Genomic DNA, 20442 nt, shown 5'->3' on the forward strand with positions numbered 1-20442 from the left:
GATCAGGAAAACCAACAGACACCCCGGTCCAGATAAGAACCAGAATGTCGGCGGGCGGAATCAGGTAGTCAGATACCCTGCCAGAAGTGGCAGGGCTTGGGGGTCCGGCGTCGGCCTAGTAGTTCTGGCCAGAGCAGGTTTTGGTTTTGGTATTGTAGTTACCGCACTTGGTAGGTGCCGTCCAATCGGCAATCAGATCCTTGGAACCCGGCAGGAAGTCGGACCAGGCATCACCAGCGACCAGGCCATCGGTTTCCCAGACAACTTCGAACTGGCCATCGTCCTGAATCTCACCGATCAGTACTGGCTTGCTCAGATGGTGGTTTTTGTTCATCACCGCCATGCCGCCAGTCAGGTTCGGCGCTTTCTGGCCGATCAAAGCTTGTTCAACCTTGTCGACATCGGTGGTACCGGCTTTGGCAACGGCCTGGGTCCACATTTGGAAACCGATATAAGTCGCTTCCATAGGATCGTTGGTTACGCGCTCGTCGTTACCGGTAAATTTCTGCCAGCTTTCGATAAAGGCTTCGTTTTCATCGCTATCCACGCTCTGGAAGTAGTTCCAGGCGGCCAGGTGACCCACCAGAGGCTTGGTATCGATACCGGACAGTTCTTCTTCACCAACCGAGAAAGCAACAACGGGAATGTCTTCAGCCGAAACGCCCTGGTTACCCAGTTCCTTGTAGAAAGGCACGTTGGCATCACCGTTAATGGTAGAAACCACTGCGGCTTTTTTACCCTTGCTGCCGAACTTCTTGATATCCGACACAATGGACTGCCAGTCAGAATGACCAAACGGCGTGTAATTGATCATGATATCTGATTCCTTGACACCCTTGGACTTCAGATATGCTTCCAGAATCTTGTTGGTAGTACGGGGATAAACGTAATCGGTACCGGCCAGAACCCAGCGTTTGACGCCCAGATCATTCATCAGATAATCAACCGCAGGAATGGCCTGCTGGTTTGGCGCAGCGCCAGTGTAGAATACGTTTTTGGAAGATTCTTCCCCTTCGTACTGCACCGGGTAGAACATCAGACCGTTCAGCTCTTCAATCACCGGCAAAACGGATTTACGGGAAACCGACGTCCAGCAACCGAAGATGACATCCACCTCGTCTTTGGTCAGCAATTCGCGGGTTTTTTCAGCAAACAAAGGCCAGTTAGAGGCAGGATCAACCACCACGGCTTCCAGCTGCTTACCCAACAAACCACCCTTCTTGTTTTGCTCTTCCACCATCATCAGAACCGTGTCTTTCAGCGTTGTTTCTGAAATCGCCATGGTGCCAGACAACGAATGCAACACACCCACCTTGATGGTGTCGGCTGCAAGTGCACTGTAGCTTGCCATAGTAGCACCAACCGCCAGAGCGACGCCGGTAACCAGCTTTTTGAATGTCATACCGAAGCTTCCTTTAATCTACTTTTATTGGCCTGGTGACGCCCGCTGACGGGCCTCCCCTCTTCTGTAATCTGCCAGTCAATTATTCGGAAAAGCCCTGCATTCAGGTATGGGGTAATTAACGCACAGGTATACGTCATTTGACGTATAGCCGCAGAGACCGGCGCCATCCGGGCCCACAAGCGAGAGCGCAGACATTAACGCCATTCACGGAAGCGCAGACAGCCAGACGTTGACACCATACGCGGGAGCGCGGGCGGCCCCGGCTATACCAGTCCTACCACGACATCGAGACCCGCCATTCACGGGAGCCCGGGCGGCCCCGGCTATACCAGCCCTACCACGACATCGAGACCCGCCATTCGCGGGAGCGCGGGCGGCCCCGGCTATACCAGTCCTACCACGGCATCGAGACCCGCCATTCACGGAAGCGCGGGCGGCCCCGGCTATACCAGTCCTACCACGACATCGAGACCCGCCATTCGCGGGAGCGCGGGCGGCCCGCCCGCCGTTCAGGCAAGGCGCCTCTATCTTCAAGTCCGTTGTTAACGTCCAGCAATTGACCACAGTGCAAGACGACTACCGCCATGACTGTTGTCAGGCTTCCACCGCCAGTAATCGCAATGCGACGCCGGCGGCGGCGGTGCGGTTTTCTACACCCAGCTTGGTAAAGATCTGTTCCAGGTGTTTGTTGACAGTACGTGGGCTCATATTGAGGATTTCAGCGGCTTCGCGGTTGGCTTTGCCGTTGGCAATCCAGTACAGCACTTCGGATTCCCGTTCGGTAAGGTTCAGGTGTTCCCGCAACATGGCGGCACCGGTCGGGCGTTGTCCGTCGACCAGCTTCAGCAGCATTTCGCCGTTGCCTTGTTCGTTGACCAGTTTGGCAGCCAGCGGATAACCAAGGCCGTCCAGACGCAGGCTGTTGCCGGGTTCAGGGTGATGTTCCAGCCAGCGGGCAATCTGTGGTGCCAGCAGGGATTTCTGGCTGAGGTCGTCAACTCGGGCGCGTGCCAGCAAGGCGTAGGTTTGTGGTGTGGCCCAGCGTAATTCCCCCTGGGTCGATACTGTCATCAGGTGTTGGCCGGTGCTGTCGAGAGCCGACTGGGCGCTACTGGTCAAACGAGCGTTAGACAGATGTACCCGCATCCGCGCCAGTAATTCATCGGGGTTGATGGGTTTGGTGAGATAGTCGACACCACCGGCTTCCAGCCCTCGTACAATGTCGCTGGTATCGGTCAGGCCGGTCATGAAGATCACCGGAATCGACGCCAGCGCCGGGTCGGTTTTGAGCAGTCGACAGGCTTCAAAACCGTCCATATTCGGCATGATGGCATCCATCAGGATCATGTCTGGCTTCATTTTGCGGGCAATGCTCAACGCCTGGCGGCCTTCCAGCGCCACCAGTACATCGATACCGGCTCCTTCGAGGGCATCGTTGATCAGACTCAGGGAATCGGGAGAGTCATCCACCACCAGAACCATGTCCGACGGCATATCCACGCCTGCTGTTGTGCTGCTGGTTGGCTTCATGAGTCTGTGCTTCCTCCGTCGGTTTCGGCCAGCGCAATTTTCAGTAATTCTGCCAGTTCCTGCAGCTGAAATCCGTCGGCCAGTTGTTGCAAACAGGCCAATTGACGAGCCGTTAATGCCGGTGATGTTTTCAGGCTTTGCAACTCTTGCACCACCCCTTTGCGATAGCCCATTTCGGCATAGGCTTGCAGCTCCCGCAGTTGCGGATGGGGTTGCAGCACCCCAAACGAGGCGGCGTCATGAATCCCGACCGGCGGTGCCTGGGGTTCCTGCAGCAAGCCGGTCGTGGGCAGGCTGACGGTTGCTGCCGCCGGACCGGGGCCATGCTGCCAGGTCCAGGATAAATCCAGCACTGTGCCAATGGTGTTTAACAAGCGGCTGTTGCTCACCGGTTTCACCAGATAATCGTTATAAATCGCGCGGTCGTATTCGCTGCGGTCTCCTTCCTGGGCATCGGCAGAGAGCATCACAATCGGTACCGAGATGCCACGTGTACGCAACCGATGAGCAACTTCAAGGCCGGTGATGCCCGGCATGGAAACGTCCATCAGGAACAAGTCCGGCCCCCGTTCTCCGGCCTGTTCCAGTTCGTCCAGCATGGCCAGGCAGTGCTCTCCATCGTGGGCTTCGAGTGTCAAAAAGCCGAGCGGTACCAGTACGTCGGCCAACAATCCCCGTACGACCGGGTCATCATCCACCAGCAGTATGGTGCGTTGGAAACCTTCATAACCAATGATGCGTTTGTGCTCCAGCAATTCGGCCTGTTGCCGTTGCTGGTCGGAGTGCAGGTTCACCCAGGGCAGCATCAGTGCCACGGTAAAGCAGCTCCCCTGGCCGGGGGTGCTGTCGACCTTGAGGTCGCCGCCCATGATCTCGGTCAGCAGCTTGACGATCGTCAGCCCCAACCCGGTACCCGGCAAGTTGGCGGTGGCACGATTGCGTACCCGTTCAAAGGGGTCAAAAATCCGCTCTAGCGACTCGTCGTCGATTCCGGGGCCGGTATCCCGGATGCGGAACTCGGCCACCTGGTTGCGGTATCGAATATCAAAATCGACGCGGCCACAGACGGTGTATTTGACGGCATTGGAAAGCAGGTTGATCAGAATCTGGCGCAGGCGCTTTTCATCCGTCATGGTCCATTGCGGCAGGGTTCCTTTTACGCTGACATGGAACTGCACGCCTTTCTGTTCTGCCTGCATGGCAAACATGGCGTTCAGCTGTTCCAGCAATACGGGTAATTCCACACGGGAGCGGTACAGATCCAGCTTGCCAGCTTCAATCCGGGAAATATCCAGCAAGCCGTCAATCAGGTCGGTCAGGTACTGGCCGCTGCGCTGGATAATCGCCAGGCCGTTCTTGTGCCCCGGTGGCGTATCGTCCTTGTTGGTTAATAACTGGGCGTAACCAATCACCGCTTGCAACGGCGTGCGTAATTCGTGGCTGATACCGGTCAGGTAACGGCTTTTGGCTGCGTTGGCCGACTCTGCCAGTTCCTTGGCTTGCTGTAATGCCAGGTCGGTTTCCTGGTGCGCCTCAATCTCGGTGATCAGTTTGCGCGTCTGGCGGTTGGACTCTTTCTGTGCCACCAAACGGCTTTCATGGGCCAGCAAAAACAGCCAGGCCAGTACCCCGGAAGCAATCATCAGGGCAAAAAACAGCGTCCACATGGTTTGTTGCAACAGCTCGACTTCTGTCGCCGTCACCGGTGCCATTTGCCGGTAGACCACGGCCAGCAGCACGGCAATCAGCAAGTTCACAATAAACAGCAGGCTGACAAAATGACCCAGGCGGGAATTCACCACCCGCACCACCCGGGGCGGTACAAACTTGGACAAAAAATAAGCCAGCTGACGGGTTACATGCGCGTGCGGCTTGCAGATATCCATACAGCGCACATCCAGCGTGCAGCAGAGTGAACAGATCGGCAGGCCATAGGCCGGGCAGAAACTCATGTCTTCCTGCTCAAAATGATTTTCACACACGCCGCACTGGATTGTCGGCACATGCTGATGCCGCACATCCTCCGGCAAGCGCGACAAATCGGTCGGGGCTATATCCGTGACCAGCAGATCCAGCTCCGGAGAGGTACGGGCAATGTAGTAACGGCCGCCAGTCCACCAGGCAATCAGAGGAACGGTAACAAAACAGATGCCGAGACTGACAAAGTGGCTCAAGGTCGCCGTGACTTCGCCAAACAACCCCAGATAGCTGAGCATACCGGCAGTGGTGGCCAGCAGCATTGAACCCGTCCCGACCGGGTTGATGTCGTATAAATGCGCCCGTTTGAATTCCACAATATCCGGGCTTAGCCCCAGCGGCTTGTTGATCAACAGGTCGGCGGCCAGCGATCCCAGCCAGCTTACCGCCACAATCGCAAACACCCCGAGCACCGCCTCCAATGCCTGATAGATACCCAATTCCATCAGCAGCAGAGCGATGGTGACATTAAACACCAGCCACACCACCCGACCGGGGTGAGAATGCGTCAGCCGCGAGAAGAAATTCGACCAGGCAATCGATCCGGCATAGGCATTGGTGACGTTGATTTTCATCTGCGACACAATCACCATGGTCGCCGCCAGCAACAGCGCCAGCCCTTCGGAATGGGTCAGATAGAAAAACACGCGCTGATACATATGGGTCGGGTCGGTGGCCAGCTCATACGCAACCCCCTGGGTAATGGCCAGATACGCCAGAAACGATCCCAGCAGCATTTTGACAATACCGATCGATACCCAGCCTGGCCCCGCCAGCATCAACCAGAACCACCAGCGGCGCGCATTGTGTGGGGTTTTTGGGGGCATAAACCGCAGGTAATCCACCTGCTCGCCGATCTGTGGTACCAGAGCAAAAAACACCGACGCGGCCGCGCCAAATAACAGGATATTAAAGCTGCCAGACCCTACCCCGGGAATCAGGGTATCGTTCCCCGGCCCCGGTACGGTTGCGCCGGGCAATTGATCAATCGCCAGGCCATGGAAGTGCGTCCAGGCGTCCAGCTGGCCGGATTCATTCACCACCACCACCGCCAGTGCCAGACACTGCAACACCACCCAGACCAGTTGCGTGGCAGCCTGGAACCGGCTGATGGCAGAAATACCGTGGATCACAATCGGAATGACCGCCGCCGCACACAGAAAATATCCCACCGCCAGCGGCACACCGAGTAACGCCTGTAAGGCACCCGCCAGAATCACCGCCTCGATGGCAAAAAAGATAAAGGTAAACATCGCATAAATCAGCGACGTCACCGTTGACCCCAGATACCCAAATCCGGCCCCGCGGGTCAACAGATCGATATCCAGCCCGTGCTTGGCGGCGTAGTAGGTAATTGGCACACCGGTAATAAAAAACAGCAGACACACCACCAGCATGGCGTACACAGTGTTGGTAAAGCCGTAATTCAACGTCACCGCCGCGGCCAATCCTTCCAGCGCCAGAAACGCCGTGGCCCCCAACGCGGTTTGTGCAACCCGTTCGATCGACATGCGGCGGCCGCTGCGAGCGGTAAAACGCAGGGCAAAATCTTCCAGCGTCTGATCCGCTACCCAGCGGTTGTAGTGGCGTCGAACCTTGAAAATCTTTTGAGAGGCAGGCATAGGCTAGTCAAATACACAAACGGTCAGCGCGCAGCATACCCAAACCGCCGCCAGAAGACTGCAATTGCGCCACACCACAACAGGATACAACCGACGCACTGGCCAAAGGTCAGCAACCGCCATACTGTTACAGATCAGTCGATCGGCTGTTCGGGCTGCTACTATGATCTTTTTATCGCTTCCCGACCGACATGCAGGCAATGACTATGACTTCAAACCTCCCGATTTATGGACAAGCCGACGCCACTTACCAGGCAGCTGGCGGCCTGGAAGGCATCACCGCTCTGGTTGACCGCTTTTATCAACGGATGGATACCCTGCCAGCCGCCAGAATCCTCCGTGATATGCATCCCGCCGACCTGACCACCTCGCGGCAACGACTGACCTGGTTCCTGTCGGGCTGGACTGGTGGCCCCAAGCTATATGCCGAACACGTTGGTGCCATCAACATCCCCATGGCACACGCCCACCTGCCCGCCGACGCCAGCAGCGTCCAGGCCTGGTTGACCTGTATGGATCTGGCGTTACAAGACCTCGGCTACCCGGATGATTTTCGCCATTATCTGATGCAGCAACTGGCCCGACCGGCCGAAAGCATTCGCTTGATGTGCCAATTCCACGCTGACAAACATACGACAGGTTCATAGAGACGTCCCAACGGAGCCGGACTGGGCCGGACAGAGTCGGCCGGCCCTGCGCTGATCAGGCAGATAACATCGACAGTTGTTCTTTCAGGGCACGTATTTCCTTGAAGCGTGCCTGCGCGGTGGGCAGCATGCCGGTTTCGTAAAACGTCAGGGTCGGCAAGTCGGCCGGGTTAATACCGTGAATATCGGCAAAATGCTGGATCAGGGCATCGGTATCGCGCATGAACTGACCCGGTGACAATTCAACCGTCGGAAAAGACGCCACTTCGCCGGTCAGGCGCTGCAATTCTGCCCGTTTGGTATTCAGCTGGTCTTCATCATCGGCATCCACCCGAATCACTTCGATCTCGTCCAGCAAGCCTGCTTCCGTGATAAACAGTAAAAAACGAAAGCAGTAGGGGCAGGAACTTTTTAACCAGGCTTTGGCTTTAAACTCACTTGTCATGGTGATCTCCGCAGTGCAGATTGAAAAATTGCGCCATCCTGCCAGTATCCCGCGGCGACTTCCAGCCTCGATTATCCAATACAGAAACTCCCCCGATCAGGCAAATACTGACCAGCCTGTATGCTGTACCAGTCTTTCCAGGGCCTCGGTGCCCAGCTTGCTATTGCCAACGTCATCCAGCCCCGGCGACCAGACAGCAATCGATGCATGCCCAGGGGCAACGGCCAGAATGCCGCCGCCAACGCCGCTTTTACCGGGTAATCCGACCCGGTAGGCAAATTCTCCCGAACCATCGTAGTGGCCGCACATCATCATCAGGGAGTTGATCCGCCGCGCCCGGCGCGCCGATACCACGCGTGTTCCGGTCACCGGGTTTTCGCCATCACCGGCCAGAAACAAGCCGGATCTGGCCAGCTGCTCACACGTCATGGCAATCGAGCACTGGTGAAAATAGGTGCCCAACACATAATCAACCGGGTTTTTCATGCGCCCAAACGAAGCCATAAAGTGCGCCAGTGATGCATTGCGATCGGCGGTTTTCAGCTCGGATTCTGCCACTTTGTGGTCTATACAAATGCTTTCGTCGTCGGCAATAAAACGTACAAATTGCAGGATTTCTGCCAGCGTCTCTTTCGGCTGGTGCCCTACCATAATGGCATCCGCAATAGCGATGGCACCGGCGTTGATAAACGGGTTTCTTGGCTTGCCGTTCTCATGCTCCAGCTGCACGATGGAGTTAAACGGATCACCGGATGGCTCACGTCCGACCTTGGCCCAAACTCCATCACCCAATTTGCCCAGGGCAATGGTCAGGGTAAATACCTTGGAAATGCTCTGAATCGAAAACAGCTGTTGATAGTCTCCCGAACTGAACACCCGTCCATCCGCCAGCACCACCGAAATGGCAAACTGGTTCGGGTCGATACAAGCCAGTTGCGGAATATAATCCGCCACCTTGCCACGATCGTCACTGGCCCCAATGGTGGCAACGATGTCATCCAGTATTTCTTGCACAAATAAGCTCCACAGACGGTCTCAGGAGGGATTGTAGCCAGTTGGCAGGCGGGATGGTGATTTTCTTCCGGCAGTGATACTCGATGCATCCTGCCGTACGCACCATACATGGCGTAAATGTAAAGCCGGTTGTCTCTGACACACGATGGCTCTACCATCAAAGTGGACTGAATAATATGCCTGTTGTGCCAAAGCGTGATAGGCTTACCAGTCGCCTGACAATTAACCAGGTTGTTCCCGGGTACGCGTGTTCAATCAGCACATGAGCGCAGATTACTGTGGCAATTTGTCGTACAGAACCGGTACAACGTCAATCGAAACTGGCCAATCGACTCGGGAAGCTGAAATGAACCTCAAGCCACGTTTTCTGCTTCTTACTGCATTACTGATGCTGTTATCTGGCTTGGCCATCTGGTTTTTCAGCCAGCAAATTGCACTCAATGTGCTCAAAACCTCTGCACTCAGTCACTTCGAAACCCAGGTCAAGCTGGAAAAAGAGCGCTCGCTGCAACCCATCATCCGGGAAGTCGCTCTGGCCCGCCAACTGTCTGATTCACAAATATTACGGCGCTGGGCCAAGGACGAACATAATGCAGAAAAAAAGCAGCAAGCCATGGCGGAGCTGGAATCCTATCGCAACAATTTTTCCGACCACAGCTACTTTGTTGCTTTGCCGGAATCCGGTAACTATTACCACAACAACGCCAGCAACGAATTCGCCAACGACCAATACCGTTACACCCTGTCTGCCGATAACCCGGACGATCGCTGGTTTTACAGCATCATCGAACAAAATCGTGATATTCATCTGAACGTTAACCCGGACATCCCCCTCAAGGTGACCAAACTCTGGATCGATGTGCTGATGCGCGACGGCGACAAGATTATTGGTGTCGTCGGTACCGGTCTTGACCTCACCACGTTTATTCGCCAGTTCACCACGACGCCACAACCCGGCGTCAGTAATCTGTTTTTTGATCACGAAGGGGCCATCCAGGTATCTGAAGATATTTCCCAGATCGACTTTGCCAGCATCACCAAAGAAGCCAGCGAGCGTAAAACCATCTGGAAGCAGCTCGACAACGACAGTCAGCGGGCCAGGCTGGTGAACATACTGGATACCGCCCGAGCCAGCCCCGGGCTTGTGGTCAGCACCCACGTTAGCAGCCACGGCCGAGAACATCAGGCCGGGGTTATCTATTTGCCAGAGGTGGACTGGTTTGTCATGACCCTGCTGGATCTCGATACCTTGCTGCCGCTCAGCACCTTCAACAATCTGTTTTTACTGGCGGGAGCCAGCATTTTTATCGCCCTGCTGCTGTTTAATCTGGCCCTCAATTGCTACGTTTCAAAACCACTGCGCCAGCTGGAAAACAATATTGAGCACCTGCGCGATGGCAGGCAGATACAGATAGAAGACGACGCTCCCCACTACCGGCATGGTGAAATTGGCCGTCTCATGAGCCACTTCAAGCGTATGGCCGACGAGGTACTGAAATCACAAGAACGGCTGGAGATCCGGGTTCGGCAGCGTACCGAAGAACTGGAAAGACTGACCTATACCGACCCGGTCACCGGCTTGCTCAACCGCCGCGGCATGATGGAAGAGCTGCAGCAACATATGAGGCGGCTACAGCAAGATCAAGAAACCTTTGGCGTACTCTGGCTCGATCTCGACCGTTTCAAGAACATCAATGACCAATACGGTCACGCCACAGGTGACCTGGCGCTGAAAACCACCGCCCAGATCATTCAGGATCATATCCGCCAGGGAGACTTTGCCTGTCGCTGGGGTGGCGATGAATTTTTGCTGTTGATCAACACCGACCAACAACTCTTGCTTGATCAGCTCGGTCTGCGTCTCTGTACAGCAATCCAGCAATACGAACTGCTCAGTGAGCTGAAAGAAGTGCTGCCCCTCACCATCAGCGCTGGCAGCAGCCTGGCAACCCCAGGACGAACACTCACCGATATATTGGCCACTGCCGACCAGGCTCTATACGAAGCCAAATCCAGCGGCCGCCACCGCTATTGCCCCGGGCTGATCCCCTCATCAACACACGACTGACCTGGCCCGGCGAGCGTCATCATGACGCTCCACCCCAACATCGTTATTACCCGGCTACACTGAATAAATTGTTCGCCAAAGGCCCATCTATCGGGCATCAGGAATCTGTCACTATAGCCACTGAGACACACACCGTTCCGGTTGACTATTCTGGAGATCCATCATGACTGACGTCATCGACTTATTAAACTGGCGCTATGCCACCAAAAAAATGAACCCAACCCAAGCCGTCCCGGAAGACAAGGTCGAACGCATACTGGAAGCCATTCGCCTGACCGCTACCTCCAGTGGCTTGCAGCCTTATGAGGTGCTGGTCGTCACCAACCCCGACATTCGCCAGCAAATCCAGGCCATCGCCTGGAATCAGGCACAAATTACCGACTGCTCACACCTGCTGGTTTTTGCCGCCTGGGACAACTACACCCCGGAACGCATCAACATGATGTTCGACCTCACCAACGAAGAGCGTGCCATCACCAATGAAGGCTGGGAACGTTATCGGCAAATGCTGTTACAGATGTACCCTGCCCGTGATGCAGAAGACAATTTCCAGCATGCCGCCCGTCAGGCCTACATCGGCCTCGGCAGTGCCTTGATTGCCGCAGCGGCAGAAGAAGTGGATTGCACACCGATGGAAGGTTTTACCCCGGACGACCTCGACACTATCCTCAACCTGCGGGAACGCGGCCTGCGCAGTGTGTTACTGCTGCCGCTGGGTTATCGGGCCGAAGAAGGCGACTGGCTGGTCGATTTGAAAAAAGTACGCCGCCCAAAAGAACAGTTTATTACCGAAGTTAAATAGCCCGATAACGAATGTTCAGGCTTTTGGGTACAGAGATAACGGTTACACACCGTTATCTTGCTTGTTTCAATAACGCACTCATCACATTCTGATCTACCTGAATCAACCCTCGCTTGGGCCGGTCAAGATCAATAATGGTGAACACAATCAGCGTAATCAACAAAGATACCAGCACAATAGGCACCACCATGCGCTTGCCACTCAAACCGGCTGAATACCCCATAATGCTGCCGCTGGCGATAAAGACCACGAACAACAGCAGTAAAATGCTCTCCGGCACATGCAATTGCAGCAGTGCGTTCCGTTTGCCCTGGGCATCGATCATCGCATTCAGGGATTGCAAGAATGAGCCGGTTGTCACCGGTCTGGGGTCTGTCTCCGTTGCTGCCAGGGTAATCCCCCATAGCTGATTCTGTAACGCCACGATTTGGCGCTGGTAATCGCTACGCACATCGACACGAGTAAGATCAACCTGCCCCATCTCTACCCGCAAACGAATATAGTCTCGTAATGTATTATCGGCTTTGGTTTGGTACTCGCCGGGTAACAACTGCGCCCGCAACATCGCGGTTCCCATGGTATTGGCTTCATCAATCAACGCCATGGTGCGGTTATCGTAGCGCTGCATCGCCATGCTGAAGGTAAAACCCAGCAGCAAAGCCAATAAACCCAGAATACTGGCCTGGATAGAACCGGTCAGGGTTTTGACTTCATCATCAGTACGGGACTGTACATAACGACCAGAAACAAAACCGACTTCGTTAAAAACAATAATCACCAGAAACAACACAACGGCGATTAATACGCTGCTATAGCCATATAAAAATTCATTATCTACCATAACACCGACTCATCTACCCAGGTTGACCCAAAAAACCGCCATTATTCCGATTGAGGATATGCCGGCAAGGTGCTGTTAATATCATACCATTCGGCTTTTTCTGATACCCAGATATGACACTTTTCATCCACGCCCGGGTGATCGTCCAAAGAACCAAGACGTAACACCAGGTGCTTGGTGTTGTCTCGCTTGGCATAAATCTGACAACCACAGCGTGAACAAAAATAGCGCTGCTTGCCAGGTGATGATTCATACGCCGTCAACGATTCACGCCCCGACACCACAAAATCCGCATCGGCAACCGCCGCCACACTGGAAAAAGCCGCCGCATGTGCCTTGCGGCATGTAACACAATGACAATGAACGATCTCCCCGACCTTGCCAGTAATGGTGTACGTTACTGCGCCACAAAGGCAGCTCCCTGTGATCATTACGATTCCTTCTGTTGATTGATCAGAGACGCCCCACAACACCCCGGCAACATGCCGGAGATGGGGACAAGATAAGGCAGGCGCCAGCCTTGTGATGTGAGCGTAAAAAGACCCGTCAAAGCCAAAAACGAGGTTAGTCATCATTGACCAACCATCGTTAGCTACAACCAACGGCTCGCCCTGTCGACGCCCTTCATCAGTCTTTTATACCGGCTTCAGGTCAGCCTGGCACAACATTAATGATATCCACATCCACTTCCGGTGACTCAAGAAAATCTTTTTCCACCTCACCAATAAGCTCAACCTGAGTTTTTTCATTCACCGTTTGGCCACGAAAATCTTCAGCATCAATTTCTACCCGAATATCGCCGCTACCGTCAGAAAACAGATATTTCTCTGAGCTGACTTGTTTGATCAAATAACCACGTAATATAACGCGTTGATCATCCGATGCATGTTTAAATATGTCTGCGACCGATGAAACAGACTGCTGAGCCGAAGGGCCAACATATTGAGCGTGCACCCATTGGCTCGTCCCCAATAAAGTTACACTGGCCAATGCAAGCGTTTTCAATTTCAATCCTGGCATAATAATCTCCTTTAAAATCACATCATGTACCAAATATGAATCCATGTACCTGCCCGGATTCAACGACCCTGGATAAACAAGCTGACAGCCATGGTGCCTTTTATTGCGCAGTCCTTGTCCTGTAACCGTTTATACCCCAAGGTAATAAACGCCAACCCGCAGGTAGGGAAGCTATTTTCTACCGCTGCCATGGTCACGACAACGTAGTGACCATGATCTTTACATTTTCAAGACAAAAGCAACGAAGAAAATCTACCGATAGAAGCTTGGGTGATGCAAAGTGTCGTTGAAGACACCGCCAGAAATCCTGTGTTATTAGCGTACAGCAAGGCTCGACAGGTGGCAGCCCCCATACAACCTGGCCAATAAAAAACCCGCGCTGATTACTCAGCGCGGGTTTTTTATCAAACGTGGTAGCCGGAGGCTAATGGAGGTTATTTACCTCACATCATGCCGCCCATGCCTCCCATTCCGCCCATGCCGCCCATATCAGGCATTGCTGGAGTTTCTTTAGGGATCTCGGCAACCATGGCTTCAGTGGTGATCATCAGGCCAGCAACAGAGGCTGCTGCTTGCAGGGATGAACGAGTCACTTTGGCAGGGTCAAGGATACCCAGGTCGATCATGTCGCCGTATTCGCCAGAGGCGGCGTTAAAGCCAAATGCGCCTTCGCCAGCTTTGACTTTGTCGACCACTACGGAACCTTCGGCACCGGCGTTGGCAGCGATTTGACGGATAGGTGCTTCCATCGCACGCAGGGCCAGGGCAATACCGACGTTTTGGTCTTCGTTGTCACCCACGACGGTTACGTTGCTCAGGGCACGTACCAGGGCAACACCACCACCAGCAACCACGCCTTCTTCTACCGCAGCACGGGTAGCGTTCAGGGCGTCGTCAACGCGGTCTTTTTTCTCTTTCATTTCAACTTCAGAACCGGCACCCACTTTGATCACGGCGACGCCGCCGGCCAGTTTGGCAACACGTTCCTGCAGTTTTTCTTTGTCGTAGTCAGAAGTCGATGCGGCCATTTCGGCACGGATCTGTTCAACACGGGCAGAGACTTCGGTGCCAGAACCAGCGCCATCAACCACCACGGTGTTTTCTTTGCTGATAACCACTTTCTTAGCGGTACCCAGCATTTCAATGCCGACGGTTTCCAGTGACATGCCCACTTCTTCGCTGATCACTTGACCACCGGTCAGGATGGCGATGTCTTGCAGCATGGCTTTACGACGATCGCCGAAGCCTGGAGCTTTAACCGCAGCCACTTTGAATGTGCCACGCAGGTTGTTGACAACCAGTGTTGCCAGCGCTTGTCCTTCTACGTCTTCTGCCACAATCAGCAGTGGACGGCCGGACTTGGCAACGTTTTCCAGTACTGGAATCAGCTCTTGCAGGTTGTCGACTTTTTTGTCAACCAGCAGGATCAGTGGGTTTTCCAGTTCGGCGGTCATTTTTTCCTGGTTGTTGACGAAGTAAGGTGACAGGTAGCCACGGTCAAACTGCATGCCTTCCACAACTTCCAGCTCGTCTTCGAAGCCTTTGCCTTCTTCAACGGTGATAACGCCTTCTTTGCCTACTTTTGCCATGGCTTCAGCAATCAGAGTACCAACCGTGGAATCTGAGTTGGCAGAGATGGTGCCGACCTGGGCAATGGCTTTGCTGTCTTCACATGGTTTGGCCTGGGCTTTCAGCTGTTCAACAACGGCAGAGGTTGCCTTGTCGATACCGCGTTTCAGGTCCATTGGGTTCATGCCTGCAGCGACGGCTTTCAGGCCTTCGTTGACAATGGCTTGTGCCAGTACTGTTGCAGTGGTGGTGCCGTCACCGGCTTTGTCGTTGGTCTGGGAAGCAACTTCCTTGACCATTTGTGCGCCCATGTTTTCGAACTTGTCTTCCAGTTCGATTTCACGTGCAACCGAGACACCATCTTTGGTGATGGTGGGTGCGCCAAATGATTTTTCCAGTACAACGTTGCGGCCTTTGGGACCCAGAGTCACTTTGACGGCGTTTGCCAGGACGTTAACGCCTGCCAGCATTTTTTGACGAGCATCGTTGCCAAATTTAACTTCTTTAGCGGACATAATGTTTTTTCCTCAAAATTTATTCAGTTACAAACGGGGATCAACAGGAAGCGTGAATCAGGCTTCCAATACGCCGTAGATGTCGCTTTCATTCAGAATCAGCAGTTCTTCACCATCGATGTCGATGGTGTTGGAACCGGAGTACTTGCCGAAGACCACGGTGTCGCCCACTGCAACTGCCAGAGCCTGTACATCACCATTGGTCAAAACGCGACCCGTACCAACAGCAACCACTTCTCCTTGATTCGGTTTTTCAGCAACAGAACCTGGAAGCAAGATACCGCCAGCGGTGGTTTGCTCTTCTTCCTTGCGACGAACAACAACACGATCGTGTAAAGGACGGATTTTCATTTGAGGTTATCTCCAATGTATAAAGCAATGTTTGCGGTGTGCGGGGCAGATGGTGTCATACACCCGCCCCAAATCTGTGTGTTTCGATAATTGGGACGCTGCGATGGTTTTCAACACCCGATGTGAAAAAAAATTGCATTTGGTGCTATTTGAACCCTGCACCACTCAGTCTTCGCGGCGATATTCACCTTCGATCACATCCGGACGGTGGCGATGCAGCTCGGGTCGGTCTGCAAACGGCGACGGGCGCTCTCCCATTGGCCGACTGGCAAAGCCACCACTTTCCATGACGACCCGTGGCTTGATCAGTTTGAGCACATGGCTGACCAATGCCAGGCGGGTGGCCGGTACCAGCAAGGCACAGCCAACAGCATCGGTCAGGAAACCGGGGGTCAGCAGTAAGGCACCGGCCAGGGCCAGCAAAAATCCTTCTGCCAGCTCACGCGCTGGCAAGGTACCTTCCTGCATTTTCTGGCTGGCACGCATCAGTACATCCATGCCCTGTTTTTTAAGGATGTTGACACCAATAATGGCGGTCAAAAAGATGATCACCAGCGTCCAGATAACGCCGATATAACCACCCACCTTGATTAAAACGGCCAGTTCCAACAGTGGTACTACGATAAACAATACTAAAAACGGCACAATTGCCTCCTGGTCTGTACTTTATATTCTGTAGGGTTGGATACTCCCACGCCCAAAAATTCCACCCAATCGGATACGCAGAAGGCAACCAGAGCGCCTCGTTCTATGGTTAATCGGGGCGTAGTGGGCAAAAAGCAAGGGCTGGCAAGCAACGGATTACAATCCAGTGTAACCACTGTGACTACTCGTGGTGGTGAAAGCCGATCCAGCGTTGAATCTGCCGGCATTATTGCAGCATGAGGCATGGCTAACATTGATTGCAGTTTTAGGCCGGGGTGTCCAGCTCCCTGCCATTGTGGTTACACTGTCGGCCCAAAAACTTCCATAACAGGCCGTCTCATGGTCCGTGTGCCCCGGTTTGTGGCTCCGGTCACGCCCAACGATATCCGTTTGTTTACCCTGCTTGCCAGCGTTCCAGCTGGCCGCGTCGTTACCTATGGCCAGCTGGCCGAGATGATCGGTGCACCACGGCGTGCACGCTGGGTGGGTCAGATCCTGAAGCAATTACCCCAAGACAGTAGCTTGCCCTGGCATCGGGTAATCAATGCCCAGGGGCGCATCAGTCTGTCGATGCTGGAAGGCGGCCGCAGGCAGGCCGAACGCTTACGGGCGGAAGGTGTGGTGGTGTCGGCGGAGGGACGTATCAGTTTGCGGCTGTACCGCTGGATGCCATAATCAGGTACGACATTCAGGGCCATCCGGGTAACTGCTTGTCGAATCCTTGTTGGTTGTCGCCGTCTGGTTATGGAGCCATTGTATGCTGACGTCTGTTTTGATTGGTTTTGTGCTATTGCCCTTACTGGTAACCGCGTCCATCGCGGTCGTTGCCGAGCCACCGGCGGGGGTGATTGCCTACGCTTGCGTTGATTCCCGGGCCCAGGTGCTGCTGGCATATGATAACGGCAAGGATCGTAATGGCTGGGCCGCTTTTGGTGGCCATGGTGCCAAAGGGGAAAGTATCGCGGATACGGCTGCCCGTGAGTTCCGTGAAGAAACCAGCTGTATGTTTGCGACTCCGCAGCCAGCAGATCTTGAAGGACGTGAACGCTCACGTGTTGGCCCTTTTTATACCTATGTTGCTGAGGTTGAATATGTCGACCCCGCGGCGATTGCGGCGTCTTCCTGCGGCACAATCGGCGAACGCAAGGACTGGATCTGGGTCAATCTGGAAGATCTGGTCAGCGCCTTGCGCAGTGGTGATGACGTTGCCGATGCCCAGGTGGCGAATAAATCATATCCGTTGTGGTTTGCGGGTCGCTTGTCGTTACAACAAGCGTTACGTGATGGCTTGTTACCAGAATCCAGTGCAGTGTGTCTGCCGAAATAGTCCAATCTGACGGCAGAAACCAGTCAATCCAAAGCTCCCTCGCGCCGCTGAGATGCGGTAATTTCTGGCGGCTGCCTGTTGCTCTGTTTTTATTAGCCGGATATTGTCTGCCGCGTTGCTGCCCGCGGCACATAAGCTGCCATGTCGGATGCGGATAAAGCAGCCAAACAATAACAATCAATATCCTTGTTTACCGTTCAGGCCATCGCCGCCAAGCCAGCCTGTACTCTCATTATGCTGAGGTTTTTGCAATGTTGGTGCTGGCCAAGATCCTGATTACTTTTTTAAGCGTTGTATTACTGGTGCGGGTAGCCGAAAAAATGAGCCCCCGGCACGCTGGCTTGTTGGCGGGCTTTCCACTGGGAACCGGTATCGCTCTGTATTTTTTTGGCTGGCAACAAGGGGCTGATTTTGCCGCCACCAGCGCGGTATTTACCTTGTCGGGGCTAACTTCGGCCGTTTGCCTGGCCTGGGGCTATTGGCGGGTGATCCACTGGCGTTCCGGCTTGGGTTGGGTGCCGGTGGCTATTGCCGCTGGCTTGTTGTGCTTTTTTACCAGCAGCTGGTTGTTGCAGCAGTTGCCGCCACATCGTGGTGTAGGGCTATTGGTGGTTGTCTTGGCAATTTTGCTGTTTCGTACGCTGTTTGGCGTCATTCACGACACGGCGCCGACCCGGCACGATCCTCATATTCACGCCACCTGGTTCCATCAGCCTCTGGTGAAACTGGTATTTCGTGCCGCCATGGCGACATTGACCATCTTGCTGATTACCGGGTTGGCGGATGTGCTTGGCCCGCAGCGCGCCGGGCTGCTGGCGGCATTTCCGGTGAGTTTTTTCCCGTTGCTGCTGATTTTGCATCTGGGCCAGGGGGCAAATGTGGTGGCGCGTACCATTCGTTCTTACCCGGATGGTTTGGGCGCTCTGGTGGTCTACGCCTTGTGTGTCAGCTACAGCTATCCACTGCTCGGGCTACACTGGGGCACGGTCGTCAGCTTGCTGGCTGCGACCCTGTATCTGGTTGTTTATGGGGCAATACGACAGCGCCTGCTGCGCCCTGCCTGATAGCTGGCTCACCATGATCCGGTGCAACGCTCTGTTTGCGTTGGCACCGGACAAGCGTCAGACACATTCTTTTTCTTTGCGCTGCAGGTGGTACTTGCGCATTTTTTCAACCAGTGTGGTGCGACGAATATTCAATTTTTCTGCCGCTCTGGCGACAACACCATTGGCATCATCCAGCGCCTGTTGGATCAGCGACGATTCCAGCTCTGACAGATATTCCCGCAGATCCAGTCCATCCTCGGGCAGCACTGCAGTACTCTCCATCGATGCCTCTGCTTGAGCCGGGTCGGTGTCGGCGGTTGTGGCCAGGGATGCCACTTCTTCGTCATCCAGATGGCGGAGTTTTTTCGGCAGTTCGTTTACCCCGATCACACCATATGGAAAAAGAATCGCCAGCCGCTCGACCAGGTTGGCCAGCTCCCGGACGTTGCCGTGCCATTCATGGCGGCACAACGACATAATGGCGGCGGAATTAAAACGAATGGATCCTCGCTTTTCATTTTCCAACCGTACAATCAGCTCATTCAGCAACAGCGGTAAGTCTTCAACACGTTCACGCAAGGAAGGCATTTCAATGGGGAAGACATTCAGGCGATAGTACAAGTCTTCCCGAAAATCGCCTTCTTCGATCATGTGTTCGAGGTTTTTGTGAGTGGCGGCAATAATACGAACGTTGGTTTCCAGGGTTTTATTGCTGCCAACCCGCTCGTAAGTGTGTTCTTGCAAGACCCTCAGCATTTTGACTTGCATGCTCAGCGGCATATCGCCGATTTCATCGAGAAACAGGGTGCCGCCTTCGGCCATTTCAAAGCGCCCGATCCGGTTGGCAATGGCCCCGGTAAAGGAGCCTTTTTCATGGCCAAACAATTCGCTTTCCAGTAGTTCAGCCGGAATGGCACCACAGTTAACCGGCACAAATGGCTTGTTACGTCGGCTGGAATGGTAGTGCAGGTTACGGGCTACGACTTCTTTGCCGGTACCGGATTCTCCCAGAATCAACACACTGACGTCTTTATCGGCCACTTGCATAATCAGCTCACGGACCTGCTGAATCGAGCGACTGGTTCCCACCAGACTACGGAACAGCTGGATATCACGGCGTTCTCGGTGGCCTTCTTCCTGGGAATATTGTTCACGGTACAGCTGGCAGCGATGCAGGCTGTCGAGCAGGCTGTTGTAGCTGGGTGGCGATTCTACGGTGGCAATCACGGAACGGCGCACGGCATCCGGCAGGCTGTCCAGGCCATGATCTCGGCCAAGGCACAGAATTGGCGCGGCCTTGTCCCACTGATGCACGGCGGTTATGACGGTACGAAACAGCCCCTGGCTATCGTCCCCGATCAGCACAGCCGATATACGATGACTGTCGTCGGTGCGCTGCGTGACTTCTTGTTGCCAATGCTGGCTATCACTGACAATGACTTCTTCTCCAAGAAAGTCCAGAATCACCCGCATGTCATGACGACGCTGTTGATCATCGTCGATAAGCAGGATTTTTATATCTCTCCACATACGCAATCTTCCTTTATGTCAGGCATTGCCTCATTCTACTGCTGCTTCCAGAGCTACGGCATAACAACGCATTGTGTTACCGCTTGAT

Annotated in this window: 18 protein-coding genes; 6 read left to right on the top strand and 12 right to left on the bottom strand. The window is 54.2% G+C overall.

Annotated features, from left to right (window positions below; all coding sequences use genetic code 11):
* Positions 1–115: 115 nt before the first annotated feature.
* The 3 genes from urtA to Q8W24_RS01425 all read right to left on the bottom strand — a co-directional run bounded on the left by urtA (position 116) and on the right by Q8W24_RS01425 (position 6534).
* Positions 116–1402, bottom strand: coding sequence for an urea ABC transporter substrate-binding protein (urtA, locus tag Q8W24_RS01415; RefSeq protein WP_305414956.1), 1287 nt, complete (start codon positions 1400–1402; stop codon positions 116–118).
* Positions 1403–1999: 597 nt separating this feature from the next.
* Complete coding sequence (locus Q8W24_RS01420; protein ID WP_303434863.1) at positions 2000–2935, bottom strand: response regulator transcription factor; 936 nt, start codon at positions 2933–2935, stop codon at positions 2000–2002.
* A complete protein-coding gene (locus tag Q8W24_RS01425) occupies positions 2932–6534 on the bottom strand; it encodes an ATP-binding protein (protein ID WP_305474139.1) in 3603 nt (1200 codons plus the stop codon). Before Q8W24_RS01425 ends, Q8W24_RS01420 begins: the two co-directional genes overlap by 4 nt.
* A gap of 206 nt (positions 6535–6740) precedes the next feature.
* On the opposite strand from Q8W24_RS01425, the gene Q8W24_RS01430 reads away from it, so the two are divergent.
* On the top strand, positions 6741–7181 hold the full coding sequence (locus Q8W24_RS01430) for a group II truncated hemoglobin (RefSeq protein WP_305414954.1): 441 nt from the start codon (positions 6741–6743) through the stop codon (positions 7179–7181).
* Positions 7182–7236: 55 nt separating this feature from the next.
* Here Q8W24_RS01430 and Q8W24_RS01435 read toward each other — a convergent pair whose 3' ends face one another.
* On the bottom strand, positions 7237–7626 hold the full coding sequence (locus Q8W24_RS01435; RefSeq protein WP_303434866.1) for a hypothetical protein: 390 nt from the start codon (positions 7624–7626) through the stop codon (positions 7237–7239).
* Between the two features lie 96 nt (positions 7627–7722).
* Complete coding sequence (locus Q8W24_RS01440) at positions 7723–8640, bottom strand: glutaminase (RefSeq protein ID WP_305414953.1); 918 nt, start codon at positions 8638–8640, stop codon at positions 7723–7725.
* 346 nt (positions 8641–8986) lie between these two features.
* On the opposite strand from Q8W24_RS01440, the gene Q8W24_RS01445 reads away from it, so the two are divergent.
* Together Q8W24_RS01445 and Q8W24_RS01450 are read left to right on the top strand one after the other, a co-directional pair.
* The gene (locus tag Q8W24_RS01445) at positions 8987–10708 is read left to right on the top strand and encodes a sensor domain-containing diguanylate cyclase (RefSeq protein WP_305474141.1); all 1722 of its coding nucleotides are present in this window, start codon (positions 8987–8989) and stop codon (positions 10706–10708) included.
* A 163-nt stretch (positions 10709–10871) separates the two neighbouring features.
* Positions 10872–11510, top strand: coding sequence for an NAD(P)H-dependent oxidoreductase (locus Q8W24_RS01450; RefSeq protein ID WP_303434869.1), 639 nt, complete (start codon positions 10872–10874; stop codon positions 11508–11510).
* Positions 11511–11562: 52 nt separating this feature from the next.
* On the opposite strand, the gene Q8W24_RS01455 is transcribed toward Q8W24_RS01450, so the two are convergent.
* The 6 genes from Q8W24_RS01455 to Q8W24_RS01480 form a co-directional block, all read right to left on the bottom strand.
* Entirely contained in the window at positions 11563–12351 is a 789-nt protein-coding gene (locus Q8W24_RS01455) for a hypothetical protein (protein WP_305474142.1), read from the bottom strand.
* A gap of 41 nt (positions 12352–12392) precedes the next feature.
* Positions 12393–12782, bottom strand: coding sequence for a GFA family protein (locus tag Q8W24_RS01460; RefSeq protein WP_305474143.1), 390 nt, complete (start codon positions 12780–12782; stop codon positions 12393–12395).
* 220 nt (positions 12783–13002) lie between these two features.
* Positions 13003–13371 (bottom strand): NirD/YgiW/YdeI family stress tolerance protein, encoded by a 369-nt coding sequence (locus Q8W24_RS01465; RefSeq protein WP_303434758.1) that lies wholly within the window; start codon positions 13369–13371, stop codon positions 13003–13005.
* Between the two features lie 443 nt (positions 13372–13814).
* Positions 13815–15455 (bottom strand): chaperonin GroEL, encoded by a 1641-nt coding sequence (gene groL / locus Q8W24_RS01470; RefSeq protein WP_303434759.1) that lies wholly within the window; start codon positions 15453–15455, stop codon positions 13815–13817.
* A 57-nt stretch (positions 15456–15512) separates the two neighbouring features.
* Complete coding sequence (locus Q8W24_RS01475) at positions 15513–15806, bottom strand: co-chaperone GroES (RefSeq protein WP_303434760.1); 294 nt, start codon at positions 15804–15806, stop codon at positions 15513–15515.
* 165 nt (positions 15807–15971) lie between these two features.
* Positions 15972–16451 (bottom strand): FxsA family protein, encoded by a 480-nt coding sequence (locus tag Q8W24_RS01480; RefSeq protein WP_305474144.1) that lies wholly within the window; start codon positions 16449–16451, stop codon positions 15972–15974.
* 339 nt (positions 16452–16790) lie between these two features.
* Between Q8W24_RS01480 and Q8W24_RS01485 the strand changes: the two genes are divergently transcribed.
* From Q8W24_RS01485 to Q8W24_RS01495, 3 genes are all read left to right on the top strand, one after another.
* Complete coding sequence (locus tag Q8W24_RS01485) at positions 16791–17126, top strand: MGMT family protein (protein ID WP_303434763.1); 336 nt, start codon at positions 16791–16793, stop codon at positions 17124–17126.
* Positions 17127–17208: 82 nt separating this feature from the next.
* Positions 17209–17778, top strand: coding sequence for an NUDIX hydrolase (locus tag Q8W24_RS01490; protein WP_305474146.1), 570 nt, complete (start codon positions 17209–17211; stop codon positions 17776–17778).
* A gap of 251 nt (positions 17779–18029) precedes the next feature.
* The gene (locus Q8W24_RS01495; protein ID WP_305474147.1) at positions 18030–18842 is read left to right on the top strand and encodes a hypothetical protein; all 813 of its coding nucleotides are present in this window, start codon (positions 18030–18032) and stop codon (positions 18840–18842) included.
* Between the two features lie 57 nt (positions 18843–18899).
* Here the strand turns inward: Q8W24_RS01495 and Q8W24_RS01500 are convergent, their stop codons facing one another.
* Positions 18900–20354: a sigma-54 dependent transcriptional regulator gene (locus Q8W24_RS01500; protein ID WP_305474148.1), complete on the bottom strand. Its 1455-nt coding sequence runs from the start codon at positions 20352–20354 to the stop codon at positions 18900–18902.
* Positions 20355–20442: the final 88 nt, after the last annotated feature.

Origin of the sequence: Oceanobacter sp. 4_MG-2023, assembly GCF_030689165.1 — a bacterium.
In the GTDB taxonomy this organism is placed as follows: Bacteria; Pseudomonadota; Gammaproteobacteria; order Pseudomonadales; family Oceanobacteraceae; genus Oceanobacter.